Genomic DNA, 17,928 nt, shown 5'->3' on the forward strand with positions numbered 1-17,928 from the left:
CGCCGGTTCCTCCCCGGCTCATCTCGCACCCTCGCCCCTCACCCGTCCAGCCGGTTCCGGTGCGCCCGGACGATCGTCGGAACGAGCCGGAGCAGCCCGATCAGCCGGGCGACCGACGTAAGCCACCGTCGCAGTCGCGGCCGCAGCACCTGATGGACGTCGACGATCGCCGGCGAACGTACGTCCCGCCCGGCCAGCAGGTCGACGATCGCTCGCGAAGCCAGCACACCGAACAGGTCGGCGGCGTAGACCAGCTGAGGAAACCCGTCGCCGTGCCCCGACACCAGCCGGCGCAGCTCCGGCAACATCTCCACGGGAATCGCCGACCGCGGCACGATCCTGGCCAGGAACGCCATCGGGCCCGGCGGCTCGGCAGCCCCCGACACCGGGAGCTTGCCGCCCAGCGCGGTCAGGCCCTCCTTGCGGTAGTCGAAGACCAGCACCGCCTGCACCCCGGCGATGTCGTAGCCGCAGATCACCGGCACCCGCCACACAGCCGCGTGCGCGTGCAGGGCGAGCTTGTGCCGGATCGCCTCCTGGGTGGTGACATCGATGCCGTCGACGATGAGCTCCGCCCGCTGCACCAGCTCCTCGACGTTCTCGTCAGTGACGCCGTCGCCGACGACCTTCGCCTTCAGGAACGGGTTGATCTCGCGGACCCGCTCGGCCTGCACCAGCGCCTTGTTCCGGCCGAGATCGCACACCCACGCACGCTGCCGGTTGAGGTTCGCCAGCTCGTAGCAGCCCGGCTCGGCCAGCGTCAGGTGCTCGGCACCCAGGCGTACCAACGGCTCGACCACCGCACCACCGACCGAGCCGCACCCGGCGACCAGCACCTCGACCGCGCGCAGCTGCCGCTGCTCCTCGGGCGTGATCAGGCCGGCGTTCCGGCGGACGAACTCCACGTAGAACTCGTCGTGCGTCAACGTCTGGTACGGCTCTCCCGGGCCGGCATGGTTGAACGACACGGTGGCCGGAGCCGAGCTCATGAGCTTCTCCGCAACCGGCCGAGGCGTACGACGACGCCCAGCACCGTCCTGCCCGCCCGGCCGCGGGCCGCCGACAACGCCGGCATCAGCCCGAGCTGGCGCATGACGCTCGAAGCGTCGAAGTAGAAGTCGTCGCGCAGGAACCTGCCCTCCCGCATCCGCACCATGCTCATGCCCTCGATGCGCAGCCGCCGCCTGGTCGGCGGCACGCCGAGGAACTCTCCGTCGTGGGTACCAGACATCAGCCACTGCTCGGCGATCAGCGGTCCTTCCGCCACCCGCTCGGTCACCTCGAACGTGAGGTCCGGCAGCGCGGTGAACAAGCTCTGGACGAACGTGCCGACCTCCTCCTTTCCTCGATACATCTCTTCCAGCGCGACGTTGTGCCAGACGATGTCCGGGTCGTACCAGTCGAGCACGCCGTCGAGATCATGGGCGTTCCAGTACGGCAGAACACCTGCCACGGCGGCAAGGTTGCGCTCCTCCTCGGTCAGCTGGGTTGTCGGTGTGCTCATGTCGTCCTCCCTGCGAAGGCGTTCTGTTGTTCAGGGCTGGAGCCGGTGTTCTCGGGCGACAGCGCCTCGTGGCCGGGTTGGGGCAGGACACGGCGCAGCCAGGACGGCAGCCACCAGTTGCCCCCGCGAAACAACTGCATGGTGGCCGGAACGATCAGCAGCCGGACGATCGTGGCGTCCAGCAGGATGCCGGCGGCCAGTCCGATGCCGATCTCCTTGAGGGTCTCGACCGACGAGGCCGCCAGCGAGCCGAACGTCGCGATCAGTATCAGCGCGGCCGCCGTGATCAGGCCGGCGGTCTGCCGCAGGCCCAGCGCGACCGCGCGACCGGTGTCGCGCTCGCGTACGTAGTTCTCGCGCACCCTTGACAGCAGGAAGACCTCGTAGTCCGTCGACAGCGCGAACAGGATCACGAACACGATCACCGGAGTGACGACGTTGAGCCGGCCCTGGGACTCGAAACCCAGCAGGCGCTCGCCGTGCCCGTCCTGGAACAGCCACACCAGTACGCCGAGCGTCGCGACCAACGGCAGCGCGCTCGTCACCGCGGCCTTCAGTGGCAGCAGGACGGATCGGAAGAACACCAACAACAGCAGGAGAATCGCCGCGGTGATCGCGGCGGCGAGCAACGGGAAGCGGCCGTACAGCGCCTGCTTGAAGTCGACGAACGCGGCCGCGTCACCACCGACGAGAACGCGATAACCAGGCTGGCCCGCGAGCTGCGTACGCAGGTCGGTGACGAGCCGCTGATGGTCCAGCTCGTACATCCCCGCCTTGGGCAGCACGGTCAGGACGGCCGTGTCGCCGCGGTCGTCGACCTGCGGTTGCGCCACGTGAGCGACCCGCGGGTCGGCTTCGAGCAGCGCCGCCACCGGCCCGATCTCCGCACCGAGGTCCCCGGATTCGACGGTCACCTTGACCGGAGTCAACGTGTTCCGGTCGAACACAGCCTCGGCCTGCTCTGCGCCCACCGCCGACTCCGTGCCGGCCGGCAGTGCCTCGGTGTTCGCGCCGACCAGCCGGATGCCCAGCAACGGAAGGGAAAGCGCACCGAGCACGACAACCGCGCCGAGTAGGTACACAACCGGGCGGCGCGTAACGGACTGGCTGAGCCAGAACGCCAAACCCGGCGATCCTGACGGCCGACGCCGCGGCAACACCCGCAAGCGGTCGACGCGGTCTCCCAGCACATACAGCAGTGCGGGCACCAGCGTCAGCCCGCCCAACAGCCCGACCGCCGACACCACCACGACGCCCAGCGTGATGGACCGGACGATCATCAGGTCCGCGAACGCCACCGTGGTCAACGCCATCGACAGCATCAGGGTGAGCCCGCTGAACAGCACCGACCGTCCAGACGTCGCCATCGTTGCCCGGACGGCATCCGCGACGTCGTGTCCGGCTGCTTGTTCCTCCCGGAACCTGCGCACCATGATCAGCGAGAAGTCGATCGACAGGCCGAGCCCCACCAGCGAACCGATGTTGAGCGCGAACACCGAGATCGCGAACTGGTCGCCGAGCAGCGCCAGAATGCCGGTCGCCGTCACGACCGCGGCAAGGCCCAGCAGCAACGGTACGGCGGCGGCGACGGCCGTACCGAAGAACAGCAGCAGGAACACCGCGACCACAGGGAACGTGATCAGCTCTGTCTTCGCCAGGTCTGCCTGGCTCTGCTCGTACGTGTCGTACTGCACGGCCGGGAACCCGGTGATCGACGCCTCCACCCCGGCATCGGCAAGTGCCGACCGCAACCTGGGAACGGCGTCCTGCGCCGCACTCTGCCCGCCGGTCATCGCGACCGTCGTGGCGACCGTCCGCCGGTCCTCGCTCGTCACCGAGCGGACCTCCACCACTCCGTCCACGGCACGCATCGTCTGCTCGACCGCCTCGCGACGGGTCCCAGACTGGTACATCACCACCGGGCTGGTCGCGGTCGAGCCGCGGAACTCCTCGTCCAGCAGCTCGGTGACCTGTTGCGACTGGCTGCCCGCGACGTCGAATCCCGCGCCCTGCAAGGAGTCGGCGGCCCCACCCGCGAGCACTCCGAAGCCTCCGACGACCAGCAGCCAGATCGCCAGCACCCACCAGTGCATCCGGGCAACCAGGCCGCCGAACCGGATCATCGCGACACCTCCGGCCGGGCTTGTCCGGGGATGCTCGTGGATCCCCGCTTGGCTAGCTCGGCCAGGACGGCGTTGGCGGTGTTGAACCCGGACAGCATCACCCACGGCACGCCGGCCGCGGGTGTCGTCCAATGGCCGGCCAGATAGAGACCTGGGGCCACCCGGCGCTGCGGACGTGACCGGCCCAGCAGCGCCGGCGTGAACGCCCAGCCGGCGAAGGCGCCCTGCGCGTTTCCGGTGTCGGCCGCCAGGTCGGCCGGCGTACGGATCGCCCGGGTGACGATCCGGCGCGACAGACCGGGGATCAGCCGTTCGGTACGGGCGATGAAGCTGTCGGCGATGTCGTCGGCGTCGCGTTTCCAGTCGATCCCGTCGGACTCCAGCGTGGTGTACGCCTCGAGCTTCATCGAGTGCCCACCCGGCGGCGCCATCTCCCGCTGGTGCAGCGTCGCGACGTAGGCGAAGTACGCCGCGTTGCGGTAGTCACCGGCCGCGAACTGCCCCATCGCACGCTCGATGTCGTCGTGCGGATAGACGAAGTTGAGCCGCTCCAGCCGATCGCGGAACGGCGACAGGTCCAGGTTGACACCGAGGTGGACCTGGAAGATCGACGGCGTGAGCGCCAGCCTCGGCAGGCTGTCGCGGAACCGTTGCGACAACATCCCCGGCTCGAGCATCTCGAGCAGCGTGCGCCGCGCGTCGCTCGCGGAGATGACCGCCTTCGCCCGGATCAGGTCTCCCTCTCCGGTTTCGACGCCGGTGACCCGGCCGTCCTCCACCACCAGCCGGGTGACCTCGCAGCCCGTGCGCACTTCACCGCCGTAGCGCTCGCACAGCTCGGCCGTTCGCAGGGCGAGCCGGTTGAAGCCGCCCAGCGGAAGCCACATCGTGCGCAGCGCGTGGATGAAGAACACCGCGGCGATGACGGCGGACAGCGTGCGGGGCCCGGTACCGATGCCGGCCGACAGCATCGAGAAGTACGCCTTCAGCCGCGGATCGCGCAGGTTGTCGTCGAGCAGATCCGCGAGCGTACGCCGCTGGTAGCGCAGCAGATCCCTGCCAGGCAACGGGAACCTCGCCGCCAGCGCACCCATCGCCCGGCCCGGCAAGGGCCGCTGCACCTGCTCGAGCACCGGGTCGATCAGCCGGCGCCGCCCGTCACTCACCCGGAACGCGGGCACGTACCGGTCGACCTGACCGATCATCGCCTCCATCGTGTGCAGCACCCGCCGGATGCCTTCACCCTCGGCGGGAAAGCGCTCGGTGAACGCCTCGGCCGCACCCGCGAGGTCGTCGGGGATGGTCAGCGCGTCGTCCGGGAACACGCAGCGGTAGTTCTGCCGGATCGGCCGCATCTCGACGGCCTCGTCCAGCCGCAGCCGCTCGAAGACCTCGCGGGCCTGCGCGCCGAGCCGGTAGGCGAGGAAGATGTGCCCGCCGTGGTCCCACCGGAAGCCGTCCTGTGAGAACCCGTGTGCGTAGCCGCCGACCCAGGTGTTCTTCTCCAGTACGAGAACGGTCCGCCCGGCCTGGGCGAGCCGCGTCGCGGCCGTCAGCCCGGCCATGCCGGACCCGATGACGACCACGTCGTAGCTCCGGTGCGGAACGCGCTGGTGCCGCTGCCCCCAGCTGCCTGAGGCGCTCATCGCCGCTCACCGTCCCCACCCCGGTAGGCCAGCTGGTCGTAGGCGTGGCGGGCCGCGGTGCGGCTCACCTCACGGTCGACGTCGGTCACGCACTCGAGATAGCGGCGGTAATGCCCGCCGGACAGCCGCCACAGCGACAGGTCGGACGTCGCGACCACATCGGCTGTTCGCCGGCCGCCGAACAGCACGGCGATCTCGCCGAAGTAGTCGCCCGGCCCGAAGCTGCCGAGCAGTTGCGGGCCGTCTGCCTGGTCCGGCAACAGCGCGACCGCCTCGCCGTCGCGGACGAGGTAGAGCGCGTCGTCGATCTCGCCGGCCCGGATGACGGACTCTCCCCTGCGCGCTTGGAACGCCTCGACGTTGGAAGCCAGCGCGACGACCTCCTCGCGCGACAGCCCCTTGAGCAGCGGAGCCTGCTGCAGCTCGTCGGCCCGCGCGTCCAGTTCGGTACGCGGCATCGGGACCCGCACCCTGCGTACCGGCTCTGCCCGCGAGCTGTCTGTCGCGTCCTGGTCATCCTCGGGCGCCAGCGTGCTCCAGTCGTCCGTGCCTCTGGTGCTGTACTCATCCAGCCCCCGCGGGCTACGCCCGCGCGGGCCCACCCCACTCCTCCGCAGCTTCAGCAGCGCCAGCACGCCTTGCCTGCCGTCCAGGTCGAGCGCGTGCTCGACGGCCGCCAGCCGCGGTAACGCCGTGACCATGTCGCCGGTGAGCCAGGCGAACGGGCGCACGTCGCGGTTGGCGTACCGGGGTTCGAGGTACGACCGGTGCGGGACGCGAGGTGCCGTGCCCGGCACCATGACGAGCTGGATCCCGAAGAACTCGAGGTTGAGCTTGGCCACCTTGGGTTCCAGGTCGCCGACGATCGCCGACACCGGGAGCGCGAGCGGGCCGGCGATCACCCGGAACAGCGCGACACCGACCTCGACGGGTGCGCGGACCGCCAGCTCGGAGAACGGCTCGTCCGACTGGGCCTTGACGAAGCCGCCGAGCTCCATCACCCGGGCGACTGGCAGGTCCGGGAGTATCCGAAGGTGGTCGAAGACGCCCCGTCCATGTGCCTGCTCGACCGGGAACAGCGGCCGGTCGCGGGCGGCCATGCGCACGGTCGCGGACACCTCCGTTCCAGCCGGTCCGGACGGCGCACGTAACACCGCTGTACACAGCAGCCGTCCAGTCTCGTCGGTCGCGACGACGTGGATGTCAGCCGGTGACGTCGGCACCAGTGGCTCGCCCGCGGCGAGCAGGTCGGCCAGCCGGACGGTGTCGATGAACCCGATCCGTACGTACTGCGCGATCCGGAACTCGATGAGTGCGCGCAGCTGGTCGGGCCGCAAGGTGGACGCCCTTGCGGCCCTGACTCTCACGCCATGACGAGTCCTGGCGTACTCCAGCGCGCCCGGTCCAGAGTCCCCAAGGTCTGACATCCGGGTGTGTTCCACCCGTTCCAAAAACCCCTCAATTGCCGTATGCACCTGTGTTCCCCCGTGAATCCCCCGGAATTCCGAACGCGGGCCGCCCCAACTGGCCGCGCTCGTGCGGACGATGCACCCCCCTCGACGTGCACCCTCCACTCAAAGAAAGAGTCTCAGTTCCGGCCGCGATGCCCTGTTCCCGAGATCACCGGGACGGTGTCACCTTGAGCACACCCCGAGCCGCCGGCCCACCGGAACAATCGAAAAGAACCGGCAGCGTCACGAAGGCAGCCGGAACCTGATCCGGTCGAGCAGGACGGGCATCCCGAGATCCTCCGCGATCGGACGTGTCTTGGCCAGCAGCTCCGCAGCTCTCGGTGCCGACCGGTGCCCCTCGCCGGCCGTCAGCAGCAGCTTCGCCCAGTCGTGGTAGACGTGAGCGACCAGCGGACGCGCGGACAACATCCGGTTGGCGTGCGCCGCCTGCTGGAAGTGCCGCTCCGCCTTCGGCCACTGCTCCAGTGTGGTCGCCGACAAGGCGAGGAAGCGATGCGCCGAGCCCAGGCACACGGCGGGTGTCGTCACCCCGATGACCACCACCTGGTCGGCGTACGGCGCCAGGATGTCGTACAGGTGGCGGCTGCTCTCCTTGTCTCCAAGGCCGTACGCCGTCTCCGCCAGGATCGCGATCGTGGCGAGCCAGGTGGTGTCGATCGCCGGGATCGGGTTGTCCAGTGTCTGTTCGAGCAACCGGCTCGCCTCGTCGCGCTGGCCGAGATCGAGGCACAGCATCGCCGCCAGTGCGCTCCACCCGGGCGTGACCGCGTGCGCGCCGGCGATCTCCTGCGCCCGGGCGGCCAGCTCCGCGAGCCGGCCCTGTTCCCTGCGCAGGAAGAAGAGCTGGATCCAGGCGGCCTGCGCCTGGGTGTCGCGGCCGGACTGGGCGGCCGCGGCGAACACCTGGCCGACGTACTCCTCGGCCGCGGCGAACCGCCCTTCGAGCAACGCGGTCATGGTGGCCAGCACCGTGCTGCAGTTGGAGTGGAACGGCTGCCGCAGCTCGTCGGCCTGCGCGTAGAAAGCGGCCATCTCCAGCCGGGCCGCCTGGCCGTCGCCTTTCTCCAACAGGTCGTGCGTGCGCAGCGCGTGGGACCGCAGCGCGAGCTCGCGGTCGCCGGCCTGCTGCGCCAGCGCGATGCTCTCGGTCGAGGCGGCCAGCCGTTCGGCACACTGCCCGGGATCGACCAGCGCGTAGCGGTGTGCGAGCAAAGCGAACGCCTGAGCGTGTGCGTCGCCCGACCGGCGAGCCAGCTCGACCGCGCCGATCGTGCGCCGCAGGTTGTGGTCGGGACCTTCGCCGGGACCGTCGGCGTAGGACAGTTCCATCGCCAAGCGGGCCAGCAGCCGCGCCCGGTCCGCGAGCTGGTCCTCTCCGAGCAGGTCGAGCGCACCTCGCAGGATGTCGGCCACCTGCTCGTCGACCTGGCCGACCTCGATCCACAGCTTGCTCGTGGTGAGCGCCGCGGCCGCCATCCGGCTGCCGTCGCCGGCGGACCCGGCCAGCTCGGCTGCCTCGTTCAGCAGGTCACGCGACTGACGCAGTGAGCCCGCACGCCACAGCGCGTCGCCCTCGGCGATCAGCAGATCGCATCGCTCGCCAGGGTCGAGCGTTTCCGCGCCGAGCCTCGGAGCCTCCCGGACCGCACGATAGAGCCGCGCGCCCTCTTCGTACGCGCAGTGCCCGACCGCTTCGGCCGCTGCCCGGCAGCCGTACTCGCTCGCCTTGGTCACGTCACCCCATGGCGCGGCGGCCAGGAAGTGGTAGGCGAGCTCGGCCAGGTGGGCGTCGGCGGAGTCGTAGCGGCGTTCGATCGCACGCGCCGTCTCCAGGTGCAGGCGGACGCGCTCGGCCGGGCCCAGCGAGTCGTACAACGCCAGGCGGACCAGCGAGTGCGCGAAGCTGAACTGCTTCGGCGCCTCGGGCTTGAGCACGACCAGTCCGGCGCCGGCCGCGACGTCCAGGTCGCGCAACAGCCTCGGCGGCGCGGTGCCGCTCACAGCGGCGAGCGTGACCAGTGGAACGTCACGGCCGATCACCGAGGCGATGCCGAGCATCCGCTGGGTGCTGTCGGACAGCTTGCCGATCCGGCGCAGGACGACGTCGCGCGCACCGGACGGGAGCGCGACCGAGGCCAGCCGTCGCGGGTCGTCGAACCGGCCCTCGGTGGTCAGCAGGGAGACGATCTCCTTGAGAAAGAAGGGGTTTCCCTCGCTGGCGGCGAACACCGCGTCGACAACGGAGCCGGGCTGGGCGGCGCCACCGCTGATCTCGACGTAGCGGGCCACCTGCTCGCGGGTGAGTTTCGACAGCGCGAGCTGCAGCGACTCGTGCTGCCGGACCAGGCCGCCAACCTCGAGCTGACGGTAGGCCACGACGACCAGCAGCTGGGCCGTTCCGAGGTATTCCGCCAGGAACTCCAGCAGGCGAAGCGACGGCTCGTCGGCGCAGTGGACGTCGTCGAGCACGAGCAGCAACGGCCTTGCGGTGCTGGCTTTTCGCAGCATCGTCACGAACGACTCGAACAGCCGGAAGCGGGCCGCCTCGGGACCGAGCGGCGCCGGCTCCGGGATGCCGGCGATCCGCGAGCGCAGGTCGGGGAACACCGCGGCCAGCTCGGCGGCGCCGTCGGCGACGCAGCTGTCCAGCTCCTCGTCGGTGCAGCTCTCGAGCAGATCGCGGAACACCTGCCGCCACAGCCAGTAGGCCGGCGCGCCACTACCCTCGGTGCCCCGGCCCCACAGCACCGGAATCTCCTTCAGGCGGGCGTGTTCGGCGAGCTTCTGGCACAGGCTGGTCTTGCCGATGCCGGCTTCGCCCGACAGCAGGACGAGCCGTGGCCTGCCCTGCTCGGCCGAGTCGAGCGCGGCGAACAGCTCGCCGAGCTCGGTTTCCCTCCCCAGCAAGGCGGTCTCGTCGATCCGTGCGGGCTGCGAGTCGACGTCGCGCGGCGAGCGAGGCACGGGCAGGTCGCTCGGCAGTCCGGGCCCGCTGAGCTGGTGGACGCGGACGGGCTTGTCGAGGTAGCGCAGCCGGTGCAGGCCGGCGTCGTGAATCTCCAAGCCCGCCGGCAGCCGGCCGCGTACGGCGTCGACGGTTGCCTGGGAGAGCAGGATCTGGCCGCCGTGCGACATGGAACGCAGGCGAGCGGCGGTGCTCAGGCCGACACCGCGGTAGTTACCGCCGCGGCGCAGCGTCGCCTGGCCGGTGTGCACCGCGGCGCGCACGGAGACCTCGGCGTGCTCCGGCCACTGTTCGCAGGTCAGCCTGCTCTGCAACTCCGCAGCGCACGCCACGGCGTCCTCCGGCCGTGCGAACACGACGAGAATGCTGTCTCCCTCGCCCTGGTCACGTGGGTAGAGCCCGCCGTACCGCTCGACGACCTCGGCGCAGATCTGGTCGTGGCGTTCGATCGCCACCGCCATCGCGTCGGGAACGGTGTCCCACATGCGCGTCGAGCGGCAGACGTCGGTCATCAGGAACGTGACCTCGCCGTCGGGCAGCGCCGAGGTGAGCCGGGAGCGCAGCCGGCGGACCAACTCCAGCACCGAGTGTGGTCGCTGGGCCAGGTCGCGCGCCAGGCCGGAGCGCAGCAGCGACTCGACCAGCGCAGCTTCCCTCGCCGACTCCGAGACCGCGCTCAGCAGGCCCTGGCCGGGCTGGGTTCCGGCGAGCAGGGTCCAGGCCAGCGCGGCCAGGCTGTAAATGTCACTGGCAGGGGTGGGGCTTTCGCCGTCGCGTACTTCCGGCGCGAAATAGGGAGAGCTCTCGTGCGAGCCCGGACCCGTCGCGACGGCCGCGCCGAGACCGGTGACGACCGCGCGGTCGTGTTCGGTGATCAGCACACGCTCGGGTGCCAGCGCGCCATGGGCGAGCGCCGGATCGTAGCGGTGCAGATGCTCAATCGCCGAAGCGATCTGGTCGAGGTAGGCCATCGCGACCCGCGTCGACAGCCGAAGCTGCTCGAGCGGTTCGCCTGCGACCCAGTCGGTGACGACGTAGCAGGTGCCGTCGACGACGAATCCGTCGCGTACGGCGGCCAGGCTCGGGTGCGGCGGCAGCTCACGCAGCCGCTCCGCCCGGCCCAGCAGGCGGTTCGCGCTGGCGTCCGAGCCGATCGGATAGCTCTCCAAGCCCACAATGAGATCGCCCTGCCGGTCCAATGCCCGGCGAACGCGTGCCGGCTCCCCGTCGCCGTCCGGTAGGACCTGATATCTGTCCAGCAGCAAGTTGGTCACAGCAGTACCCCCGGGTCGATGAGACCCACGACTTGGCCCCCGTGGCTCTGGCCGTGTGTGTGTCACTCGCGACGTCTGTTACGCGACGTGACGGTCCAACGGTAAGCCTTTCCGCACGCCTTCGCACTTGCTTTACCCCAGGTCGTGACCGACCGGGTGAAAGTTACTCAGCCGCTCAGCAGCTTGGACGTGGTTGCCGGTTGTCGCCGGCGGCTGCCGGCGGGCGGCTCAGCTGTTGGCCCGGCGGCGTAGCGCGGCCACGTCTCGTACGACGATCGCCGAGCCGGAAAGCTCGATCACGCCGCGGGCCGCGAGCGCCTGCAGGACGCGGTTCACAGCGGGCCGGGACGCGCCGACCATCGCGCCGAGGTCGGACTGTGTGAGCCCGAGGTCGATCACGGCAGGGCTGCCGTTGCGGCCGGTCAGCCCGTGGTCCTTGGTGAGGCGGAGCAGCAGCTTGGCCAGCCGGCCGGTCAGGTCGAGGAACGCGAGCTCGCCGGTCTGGACCGTGAGCTGCCGGACCAGCCGGCCCAGCGAGACCAGCAGGGCGTCCATCACCGAGGGGTAGGTGCGCATCAGGCTGATGATCACCGGACGATTCAGCATCAGAACATCGGTCGGCTGCACGGCCACGACCGACGCGGACCGCGGCACCTGGTCGAGGACCGCCAGCTCGCCGAACACCTCGTGCGGGCCTTGCGTGCGCAGCACGAGCTCCTCACCCTGCTCCGATGTCAGCACGACCTTGACCAGCCCCGTCGCGATGATGAACAACCGGTCACCGGGATCGCCTTGATAGCAGAGGAACTGACCACGCGTGACGCGACGCTGCAGGCACGAACCGGCCACGCCGGCGAGCTCGCCGGCACCCAGTGCCGAGAAGAGCGTCGTACGGGAAAGCACGGCGAGTACTTCGGCGTCACTCAGCCTCGCTGTCACGAATACACGATAGTCGCGCACAGCCTGTTGGCAGACATTCCCGCAGACTCTGCCGCCCCCGACCACTGTGTCCGTCGTCACCTCGCCGTCCGCCGGCGGTCCCCGCGAGGGCGGCGGCCGGCCATCCACCGGCCACTTCGGCGCGCTCGGCAAGGACGGCGGCTCCCGCCGGTGGGATGCGCGTTGGTGCTTTCGCGCATCCCACCGGCGTGGTATGTGATTGGCCATGACTGCTGAGACTGCTGAGATCTCCGGGTTCGAGCGATTCCCGTTCACCCACGACGACCGGACGCGTGATGTCTACCGCGCCGGCTCCGGGCCGGCTGTGATCGTGCTGCACGAGATGCCCGGTCTGCATCCCGGCGTCGCCGAGTTCGGCAGGCGGCTGCGCGACCAGGGCTACACCGTCTACATGCCGTCGCTCTTCGGGCGCGTCAACGCCGAGAAGACCGGCGGCGAGATGCTGCGATCGATCGCCCGCACGTGCGTCTCGCGGGAGTTCCACCTCCTGGCCGACCGGACCAGCCCAGTCATCTCCTGGCTGCGAGTGCTCGCGGCGCAGGCCCACGAAGACTGTGGCGGGCCCGGCGTCGGCACCGTCGGCATGTGCTTCACCGGCGGGTTCGCACTGGCGATGGCCGTCGAGCCCGCCGTACTCGCACCCGTGCTCAGCCAGCCGGGACTTCCGATCGGTCTCGGTGAGCGCCGCAAGGGCGCGCTGGGGCTCGACGTCACCGACGTCACCGTGCTCAAGCAGCGCCGCGAGACCGGCCTGTGCGCGATGGGCCTGCGGTTCTCCGCCGACAAGACGTCTCCCGGCGAACGCTTCAAGACGCTGGAGAAGCTGTTCGGCGACAACTTCATCGGCATCGAGATCGACTCGTCACCGGGCAACGAGCACAACATTTCCTCCGCTGCGCACTCGGTGCTGACCACCGACCTGGTCGACGAGCCCGGCCACCCGACCCGCAAGGCCATGGACGAGGTGATGACGTTCCTGGCCGAACGCCTGAAGCCCACCGCGGTCTAGAGACCGGTCTCCGGCCTCACTTCAGGTGCCGGGCGAAGAACCGGCTCCCGTCGTCACCCTCGAACCGCGGGACGCCGGTGTGCCCGCCGAGGTTGGCATGCAGCGTCTTCTCCTTGGAGCCGAAGGCGTCGAACAGGTCGAGGGCCTGCTGCCGGTCGTTTCCTTCGTCGTCCCACTGCAGCAGGACCAGCAGTGGAATGGTGACCTGCCTGGCGTCCTCGAACAGGACGCGGGGCACGAAACTGCCGGCGAACAGGAGGGCGGCCGAGATGCGCGGCTCGACCATCGCCAGCCGGGTGCCGATGGCGATCACCCCTCCGGAGTAGCCGACCGGGCCGCCGATCTCGGGCAGCGAGAGGAGGGCGTCCAGGGTGGCCCGCCATTCCGGGACGGCCTTGTCGACCAGCGGGAGGATGAGCCGGTCGACGATCTCGTCGCCGACGGGCTCGCCGGCCTCCAGTGCCCGGCGCAGGTCGGCGCGGGCCTCCTCGGCGACGGCCAGACGAGGCCGGTCACCGCTCCCGGGGAGCTCGATGGTGGCCGTGGCGTAGCCCTCCGCCGCGGAGTGCCGGGCCCTGGCCACCAGCCGGGGGTACATCTTGTGCACTCCGCCGGGGTGGCCGAGCAGGATCAGCGGGGCCGGTGCGGACTCAGGCGTCCACAGGATGCCGGGGATCTCGCCGAGGATGAACTCGCGCTCGAGGACACCGTCGTCGAGGCGTTGTTCGGAGGTGAATCGCATGGTCGTGCCTTTCGGGAGTGTTCTTGAACGGCACTCCCGGACGACCTATCGCCCGACCGTGACCCCGGAGGGGAGCACCCATGTCGATACGTTCACGGGTACCACCTCCTCGTTCTCCTGCACGGCCTCGGGAAGATTAACAGAGCTCGCGGTGGTCTGCCCAACAGGAAACGCCGCGCCGGTAGGGCTGCCGGCGCGGCGTTTCCTCGGATGCCATGCGAGTCCAGGGTCGGTTCCCTGGGATGATCACGGATGAAGGAGTCTGGAAAGGCTTTCTGTGCGGAGCGATCGGCCAGGATCCTGCATCGTGATCAGGGTCGGCTCACGGCATCAGCCATCACACCCAGACCCGATGTAGATCCCGATCGAACCGTCGATCACCACGTCCAGTAAGCCGCCGATGTAGATGTCAGCCTCCGCGCTCGCGCCGGCGTCGTCGTCGGCGAAAGCTGGAGCTGGGGTGGTGATTACGGCGGTGGCCAAGCCGATCGCGGCAACAGCGCCGAGTCGGGTAAGGGTCTTTTTCATTCGGCCTCCCTGCAATTCGTCCGGTCCGCAGGAAGGGGTAATACCGGCGGACCGGACACTCACAGAACGTACTCGGAACGCTACGCATCAGATTCTCGATATGTCAACCCCCTCTTGCGATTCGTGGGATTGCCCGCTGACGTCTGATGCCGCCGTCTAGCCAAACGTCAACGATTCTTTCCAGTCCGTCTCCTCACCGAGGATCGGCTCGCCCGGCACGAGCACCTGCTCGCGCACGAGATTGTCGGCCGCGCGGATCAGCCAGAGCCGGCCGGTGCCCGGGCTGCGGGCGGCCACGACTCCGCTCACGGTGTGGTTGAACATGAAGCGGGCGAACGCCGGGTCGCCGCTGTGCGACGCCTTCGCATCCGGCCGGAGGAAGTGGTTGACCAGGTAGCGCAACCATGGCCCCGGACGGCCGAACTCGCTGTTCCCGTTGAACATCAGCGCGTTGCCACCGGGAGCGGGAATCCATCCGCAGCACAGATCCGGCTCGCCGGGATAGGCCGTTTCGTAGAGCGCCTGGTCGTCGATGGGTTCACCAAGCTTGGGGTTGGGTAGGACGATGTACGGTCCAGCGGTGCGCCACCAGCGCCGGGTCTCGGCGAACGCGATGAGGTATTCGCTCTCGTCGCGGTTGAGGCCAGGTGTTATCTCGAACGTTCCGATGATCTCAGTGCAATAGGTGTGCATGCGCCGAAGCCTGCACCGAGATCCCCCACCCGCCCGCTGGTTTTCCACAGCGGCTCGCCTGTGGAAAACGGCAGCGATCTTGTCGAGGCCGGCGCACGATTCCCGGCATGCATATCGAACCCTGGGAGCTGCGAGATCCGGCCGAGATCATTCGCGTGCTCGACGAGGAACACCGGCTGCGCGCCGGCCAGGTGATCGTCGGACTGGTCGAGCGTCCCTCCACCGATCAGCTGCTGGTCGCCTCCGAGGTGATCTGGACCGAGCCCGAGCCGCCACCGTTCAAGCAGATCCGCCAGCTACTGCGCACAGCCGCCCGCACCCTCTACGCCGGCCGCGACCCTGACGCGTACCCGATCGACCACGCCTACGTCACCGTCGTCGCCCGGCACGGCCGCGTCGTGCTCGTCGACGACGTGCTGGCCTGGGCCTACGGCTGGCTCTACTGCACCCACCAGCAGCCGGTCTACAAGGGCGCGCTGCTCACGGTCACCGAGCACGGCTGGCGCAGCTTCGACGACGAGTCGGCGGGCGCGCTGCCCGCCCTGCGCGCCGCGAGCTGAGCTCGGCCGGGTGCGAGACTGGCGGGCATGACCGATCGCCAGTGGATGGAACGCGCCATCGAGCTCTCGCGACGCTGCCCGCAGGTCCTGAACGCCTACTCCGTCGGAGCGGTGATCGTCGGGCGGGACGGCGGCGAACTGGCGACCGGCTACTCCCGCGAGGCCGATCCGGTCGTCCACGCCGAGGAGTCGGCGCTCGCCAAGCTGACCGACGTACCGGCGGGCGCCACGATCTACAGCACGCTCGAGCCCTGCTCCGAACGCAAGTCGCGGCCACTGTCGTGCACGCACCTCATCCTGGCCGCGGACATCCGGCGGGTCGTGATCGCCTGGCGCGAGCCCGACCTCTTCGTCGCCGACTGCCGGGGCGTCGAGCTCCTGACCGCCGCCGGGGTCGAGGTAGTCGAGCTCCCCGAGCTCGCCGAAGCGGCCCGGGCGGTCAACGCGCATCTCACACCGAACTAGTTTGCAGCCCGATAGTTAGAGATCGTACTATCCCCTCAGGAACTACTACTGAGGAGGATCTCGATGTCCTTGATCACCGTCGACGGCCGCAGCGCGCTGCTGACCCGCGACGCCGATGCCGAAGAGATCGACGGCGGCGCGATCGTCAACAAGCTGCTCGGCGACGCCGACACCACCGGGGGCGTGGTGAGCGCCAACCGCGCCCTCATGCGCCCCGACGCCGCCGGACCTACCCCGCACTTCCACAAGACCGCGGCCGAGATCTTCTTCGTACTCGACGGCGCCGTCGAAGCCCTCGCCGGCGATCAGCTGGTCACGATCGAACGCAACGACTTCCTGCTCGTCCCTGCGGGCATGCCGCACACGTTCGCGCCCGCGCCCGGCGGCAGCGCCGACGTGCTGGTCATGTTCGCGCCCGGCATGAACGAGCGCTTCGAGTACTTCCGCCTGGCCGACCGTGTGCTGCGCGGCGAGGCAAGCCCGCAGGAGATCTTCGACTCGCAGGAGCGCTTCGACAACTACTTCGTCCAGAGCCAGGTCTGGACCCGCGGGCAGTTCACCGGACCTACCAGGTCACAAACCAGCAGTCCGGCTCGTCCCAGGTAGCCGGAAGGAGAAGAACATCCATGAGCAACCATCTCGTCGTTCTCGGCGCTGGCTACTCCGGGCTGATCGCCGCCAAGCTCGCCGCCCGGAACGCCGACGACGACCTGAAGATCACGCTGGTCAACGCCCGCGACCGGTTCGTTGAACGTGTGCGCAACCATCAGCTCGCCAGCGGGCAGCGCCTGCCCGAGCACTCGCTGGCCGACCTGGTCCACGGCACCCGCATCCGGCTCGTCGTCGACAAGACGATCTGTTCCAAGGGGTCGCCGGTCAAGCGCGCGGCGCATGGCGCCGTTCGTGTGGGGGTGGGCACAGCCGGAGGAGGAGCCAGGAGGGGCCTCCGGCGATCGACGACAACGCAGCCAGCGTGGATGCCAGGCGTCGCGCGTCAGGCGACCCCTTGGAACAGATCGTCTAGGTGACGAGCATCGACGCCGACCGCCGGGAGATCCGGCTGGCCGGATCGACCAAGCCGCTGCGCTACGACCAGCTGATCTACGCGCTCGGCAGCCAAGCCGACGCGGGCAGCGTGCCGGGGGTTGCCGAGCACGCGTACACCGTCGCCAGTGCCGAGGACGCCGCCCGCCTGCGAACCGACCTGCGCAGGGGCAGCACGGTGGCCGTCGCCGGTGGCGGGCTGACCGGGCTCGAGGCGGCCACCGAGCTGGCCGACACCCGTCCCGACCTGAAGGTGCGGCTGGTCACCAGCGGCGCGTTCGGCGGCGCACTCTCCGAACGCGGTCGCCGGCACCTGCATCGCGTGTTCGACCGGCTCCGCATCGAGGTCCGCGACCACGCCCGGATCGCGAAGGTCGGCCCCGACGGCCTGCTGCTCGACAACGGCGACCAGCTTCCCGCCGACATCGTGGTCTGGACGACCGGCTTCCGAGTCTCCGAGCTGGCCGGGCAGGCGGGCCTCGAGGTCGACGACCGCGGCCGCCTGATCGTCGACGAGACGTTGCGCTCGGTCTCGCATACCGAGGTCTACGGCATAGGTGACGCCGCCGCCGTACGAAAGCGGGACGGGCAGGAGCTGCGAATGGCCTGCGCCACCGGGATTCCCGCCGCGGTGCACGCGGTCAAGGCCATCCACGACCGCGCGGCCGGTCGCCGGCCGAAGCCGTTCGACTTCCGCTACTTCAACCAGTGCATCAGCCTCGGCCGCCGCGACGCGCTGATCCAGTTCGTCCGCGCCGACGACAGCCCGGTCGACCATGTACTGACCGGACGCCTCGCCGTGCTCTACAAGGAACTGATCGTCCGGGGCGCCGCCTACACCCAGCGCCGGCCCGGCCTCGCGGCCATGACCGCGCTCACCTAGACGGCTGCCAGGCGGCCACGCGTCCGGGACGCCGTACGCCCCTCGGCGTCCCGGACCGTG

Annotated in this window: 16 protein-coding genes; 6 read left to right on the forward strand and 10 right to left on the reverse strand. The window is 69.7% G+C overall.

Features of this window, described 5'->3' with window-relative positions:
• Positions 1 to 38 precede the first annotated feature (38 nt).
• The 7 genes from ACYVF6_RS35170 to ACYVF6_RS35200 all read right to left on the reverse strand — a co-directional run bounded on the left by ACYVF6_RS35170 (position 39) and on the right by ACYVF6_RS35200 (position 11,923).
• Positions 39 to 989, reverse strand: coding sequence for a ThiF family adenylyltransferase (locus tag ACYVF6_RS35170; RefSeq protein ID WP_460527745.1), 951 nt, complete (start codon positions 987 to 989; stop codon positions 39 to 41).
• Positions 986 to 1,504 carry an ester cyclase gene (locus ACYVF6_RS35175; protein ID WP_460527747.1) on the reverse strand — a complete coding sequence of 173 codons (519 nt, stop codon included), beginning with the start codon at positions 1,502 to 1,504 and terminating at the stop codon, positions 986 to 988. The genes ACYVF6_RS35170 and ACYVF6_RS35175 overlap by 4 nt, the downstream gene beginning before the upstream one ends.
• Complete coding sequence (locus ACYVF6_RS35180) at positions 1,501 to 3,627, reverse strand: MMPL family transporter (protein WP_460527749.1); 2,127 nt, start codon at positions 3,625 to 3,627, stop codon at positions 1,501 to 1,503. The genes ACYVF6_RS35175 and ACYVF6_RS35180 overlap by 4 nt, the downstream gene beginning before the upstream one ends.
• Positions 3,624 to 5,273 (reverse strand): phytoene desaturase family protein, encoded by a 1,650-nt coding sequence (locus ACYVF6_RS35185; RefSeq protein WP_460527751.1) that lies wholly within the window; start codon positions 5,271 to 5,273, stop codon positions 3,624 to 3,626. The genes ACYVF6_RS35180 and ACYVF6_RS35185 overlap by 4 nt, the downstream gene beginning before the upstream one ends.
• Positions 5,270 to 6,640 (reverse strand): cyclic nucleotide-binding domain-containing protein, encoded by a 1,371-nt coding sequence (locus tag ACYVF6_RS35190; protein WP_460527753.1) that lies wholly within the window; start codon positions 6,638 to 6,640, stop codon positions 5,270 to 5,272. The genes ACYVF6_RS35185 and ACYVF6_RS35190 overlap by 4 nt, the downstream gene beginning before the upstream one ends.
• Positions 6,641 to 6,967: 327 nt before the next feature.
• Positions 6,968 to 10,984: an AAA family ATPase gene (locus ACYVF6_RS35195; RefSeq protein WP_460527755.1), complete on the reverse strand. Its 4,017-nt coding sequence runs from the start codon at positions 10,982 to 10,984 to the stop codon at positions 6,968 to 6,970.
• A 228-nt stretch (positions 10,985 to 11,212) separates the two neighbouring features.
• Positions 11,213 to 11,923 (reverse strand): Crp/Fnr family transcriptional regulator, encoded by a 711-nt coding sequence (locus ACYVF6_RS35200; RefSeq protein WP_460527757.1) that lies wholly within the window; start codon positions 11,921 to 11,923, stop codon positions 11,213 to 11,215.
• Between the two features lie 226 nt (positions 11,924 to 12,149).
• Here ACYVF6_RS35200 and ACYVF6_RS35205 point away from each other — a divergent pair, with 226 nt between their 5' ends.
• A complete protein-coding gene (locus ACYVF6_RS35205) occupies positions 12,150 to 12,953 on the forward strand; it encodes a dienelactone hydrolase family protein (RefSeq protein WP_460527759.1) in 804 nt (267 codons plus the stop codon).
• Between the two features lie 16 nt (positions 12,954 to 12,969).
• Here the strand turns inward: ACYVF6_RS35205 and ACYVF6_RS35210 are convergent, their stop codons facing one another.
• The 3 genes from ACYVF6_RS35210 to ACYVF6_RS35220 form a co-directional block, all read right to left on the reverse strand.
• Positions 12,970 to 13,695, reverse strand: coding sequence for a dienelactone hydrolase family protein (locus tag ACYVF6_RS35210; protein WP_460527761.1), 726 nt, complete (start codon positions 13,693 to 13,695; stop codon positions 12,970 to 12,972).
• A gap of 330 nt (positions 13,696 to 14,025) precedes the next feature.
• Positions 14,026 to 14,223 (reverse strand): hypothetical protein, encoded by a 198-nt coding sequence (locus tag ACYVF6_RS35215; protein WP_460527763.1) that lies wholly within the window; start codon positions 14,221 to 14,223, stop codon positions 14,026 to 14,028.
• 156 nt (positions 14,224 to 14,379) lie between these two features.
• Positions 14,380 to 14,916 (reverse strand): hypothetical protein, encoded by a 537-nt coding sequence (locus tag ACYVF6_RS35220; protein WP_460527765.1) that lies wholly within the window; start codon positions 14,914 to 14,916, stop codon positions 14,380 to 14,382.
• Positions 14,917 to 15,023: 107 nt separating this feature from the next.
• Between ACYVF6_RS35220 and ACYVF6_RS35225 the strand changes: the two genes are divergently transcribed.
• The 5 genes from ACYVF6_RS35225 to ACYVF6_RS35245 all read left to right on the forward strand — a co-directional run bounded on the left by ACYVF6_RS35225 (position 15,024) and on the right by ACYVF6_RS35245 (position 17,868).
• On the forward strand, positions 15,024 to 15,476 hold the full coding sequence (locus tag ACYVF6_RS35225; protein ID WP_460527767.1) for a hypothetical protein: 453 nt from the start codon (positions 15,024 to 15,026) through the stop codon (positions 15,474 to 15,476).
• A 27-nt stretch (positions 15,477 to 15,503) separates the two neighbouring features.
• On the forward strand, positions 15,504 to 15,941 hold the full coding sequence (locus ACYVF6_RS35230) for a dCMP deaminase (protein ID WP_460527769.1): 438 nt from the start codon (positions 15,504 to 15,506) through the stop codon (positions 15,939 to 15,941).
• Between the two features lie 63 nt (positions 15,942 to 16,004).
• Positions 16,005 to 16,547, forward strand: coding sequence for a cupin domain-containing protein (locus tag ACYVF6_RS35235; protein ID WP_460527771.1), 543 nt, complete (start codon positions 16,005 to 16,007; stop codon positions 16,545 to 16,547).
• A 20-nt stretch (positions 16,548 to 16,567) separates the two neighbouring features.
• Complete coding sequence (locus tag ACYVF6_RS35240) at positions 16,568 to 16,969, forward strand: hypothetical protein (RefSeq protein WP_460527773.1); 402 nt, start codon at positions 16,568 to 16,570, stop codon at positions 16,967 to 16,969.
• On the forward strand, positions 16,966 to 17,868 hold the full coding sequence (locus ACYVF6_RS35245; protein WP_460527775.1) for an NAD(P)/FAD-dependent oxidoreductase: 903 nt from the start codon (positions 16,966 to 16,968) through the stop codon (positions 17,866 to 17,868). The genes ACYVF6_RS35240 and ACYVF6_RS35245 overlap by 4 nt, the downstream gene beginning before the upstream one ends.
• Positions 17,869 to 17,928: the final 60 nt, after the last annotated feature.

Source organism: Flindersiella endophytica (genome assembly GCF_054779015.1).